General features: G+C 66.4%; 3 protein-coding genes and 1 pseudogene. All 4 read right to left on the bottom strand.

All coding sequences use genetic code 11. The features are described from left to right. A pseudogene (locus E8M80_RS26410) lies at positions 1–305 on the bottom strand (hypothetical protein); the annotation flags it as partial. An 84-nt stretch (positions 306–389) separates the two neighbouring features. Continuing rightward, entirely contained in the window at positions 390–1,427 is a 1,038-nt protein-coding gene (locus E8M80_RS25575; RefSeq protein ID WP_137128544.1) for a class I SAM-dependent methyltransferase, read from the bottom strand. Next, a complete protein-coding gene (locus E8M80_RS25580; RefSeq protein ID WP_240790219.1) occupies positions 1,424–1,861 on the bottom strand; it encodes a hypothetical protein in 438 nt (145 codons plus the stop codon). Before E8M80_RS25580 ends, E8M80_RS25575 begins: the two co-directional genes overlap by 4 nt. After that, positions 1,858–1,989 carry a hypothetical protein gene (locus E8M80_RS26905; protein WP_255467557.1) on the bottom strand — a complete coding sequence of 44 codons (132 nt, stop codon included), beginning with the start codon at positions 1,987–1,989 and terminating at the stop codon, positions 1,858–1,860. Before E8M80_RS26905 ends, E8M80_RS25580 begins: the two co-directional genes overlap by 4 nt. Between the last annotated feature and the right edge of the window lie 236 nt (positions 1,990–2,225).

Here is a 2,225-nt window from a genome sequence, read left to right on the forward strand (position 1 = left end):
AGCAGCAGGCCAGCGACGGCGTAGGCTCTGGGACTGCCGCACCCGTAACCCGCGCACCCCGGCAAACATCCACGGGCAGCCCCAGCCCTGTCATCCCGGCGCTGGGTACGCACCCACCGATCGACCATCACGCCCACTGACAGCAGGGTTTCTGGAGGTGTCCAGTTATGTCCAGGCGCCGCGGGCTGCCGCTCCCACCGCGCCGGAAAGGGCTTCGCCAGCCGCGGCAGCGTCATGCCCTCCGGCTGCTGCCCATCCAGGATCGCCTCGGCGATGTCCGGCGCCAGCAGCGTCAGCCGCAGCACGCGCCAAGTATCACAATGCTGATCGCCATCGGGCGAGCGTGTCGCGCACCGAACGGACATCCGGTGTTCGGGCCCAAAAGGTCTTCAACCGAACACCCGGGAGGCCTCGTGCCGTAGCAACATGAACGGCGTGCGAGAATGCGGGACGGTTCGGATGCAGGAGAAGCCAGCTGCTTCCAGTTCTTCCCGAACCTCGGATTCGGTAAGTCTGTCCAGGCCCCAGGAAGCATAGATCACTGCGCCGAGGCTGGTCTGGCGTCCGCCGGCGCTGCGCAGTGCTTCATCGCTGGCCGGACGGTCCCGCAGCAGCGGCGTGATCAGATAGCCGCCTGGCTTCAGCGCGCGGCGTATCGCGTCGATGGTCGCCGCTCGGCTGGCGGGGGGAAAGAACATTTGGCTCCACAGTATGGTGTCGAACGCCGCCAGATCCTCGATCTCGCGGGCATCCGCCAGACGCACCGCCACACGGTCCTGGATGCCGAGATCCCGCGCCTGACGCTCGACCTCCGCCAGCACCAGGGGATCGATGTCCACTCCAACCACGAAGGTCGCAGGGTAGGGCGCCGCCACGCGCAACAGATCGCGTCCAGCACCGCAGCCAAGTTCCATGTGACGAGCGCCGCGCAGCCAGAGTTCGCGGATTTCCGGCATCTCACGATCAACGGTGAGGAATGACTCAATCGCCACTGGGGACGAACCCAATCCCCAGACGCCACGGGCAACAGCCAGCCGTTCTTCAGGCAACGGTGACGGGTTGGGGTGCAAAGCTCGCCTGAGTAATCCCATGTTCGTCTCGCCATGCGCCAGCATGTTGGCGAGCGTCTGCGGTGCGGCTTGGTGCAATAACGCCTGGACGCCGGGTCTGATCTGGTAGTAGTCACCCTGTTTCTCGAAAATCTCCAGCGCATGCAGTGCGATGCAGGCTTCGTGCACCATGCGCGCCGACACGCCGATGCGGGAAGCGAGTGTATCCGGCGTGGCGGGTGCTCCGGCCGCACCAAGCAGTCCGCACTCTAATGCAGCCTGTAGCAGGCCAACTGCCTGAGCGCCCTGTATGAACCGACTGATCAATTCGGTGCCCGACGCAAAGGCCGCCGGATCGAATGTTCCCGGATTGGTCATGTGACGACCCGATCAATTCGCGTTTGAAGAACAATCGCCGGAACCTCGCTACGCGGCAAGATTTTCGCCCTGGCGGCCTGTGTCGCCCAGGTGCTTGGCGGAACACCCATCAGTCCCGGCAGCGTCATCCCTTCCGGCTGCCGCCCATCCAGGATCGCCTCGACGATGTCCGGCGCCAGGAGCGTCAGCCGCAGCACCCGTGAAACGTAGGACGAGTTGATCTTCTCGGCCGCTGCAAGGTCCTTGATCGTGGCGAACTGGCCAGACTCCAGCATCCGCCGCCACCGGAACGCCCGCGCCACTGCCTTTATGAGGGTGACGTCCTGCCGGCGCTCCAGCGCCAGCACGCCGGGCGTGACCATCGCCTTCCGCCCGCCCCGCGGCTTCACCCTGAGCGGGATGACCACGGTCAGAGTCTGCGCCGCGTCGCTCACGCCGCGGCCCTCCCGGTCTCGGGCGCCTGGGCGGCGAGGTCGCGGACCAGGCTGCCGAGCCCGTCCAGCCGCAGCCGTACTGCGGCCCCCTCGGCCCTGACGTCGACCCGGTTCACCAGCAGCCGCACGATGCGCGCCCGCTCGGCGGGGAAGAGCTCATCCCACAGCGGCTCGATCCGCTCCAGCGCCAGCAGTACCTCCTCCTCGGTAACGTCCGGCGCCGTCGTGCGCGCCGCCCGCCAGGTTGAAGTTGCCCCGGTTCTGTGGACGGTCTGCGGGCAGTGGTCAGTCCTTCATGAGCATCTTCCTTGCTTCGAATTCGATGGGCGAGAGGTAGCCGAGGGACGAATGGCGCCTGGTCGGG

This window comes from Roseomonas sp. HF4 (assembly GCF_005222755.1).
GTDB lineage: Bacteria > Pseudomonadota > Alphaproteobacteria > Acetobacterales > Acetobacteraceae > Neoroseomonas.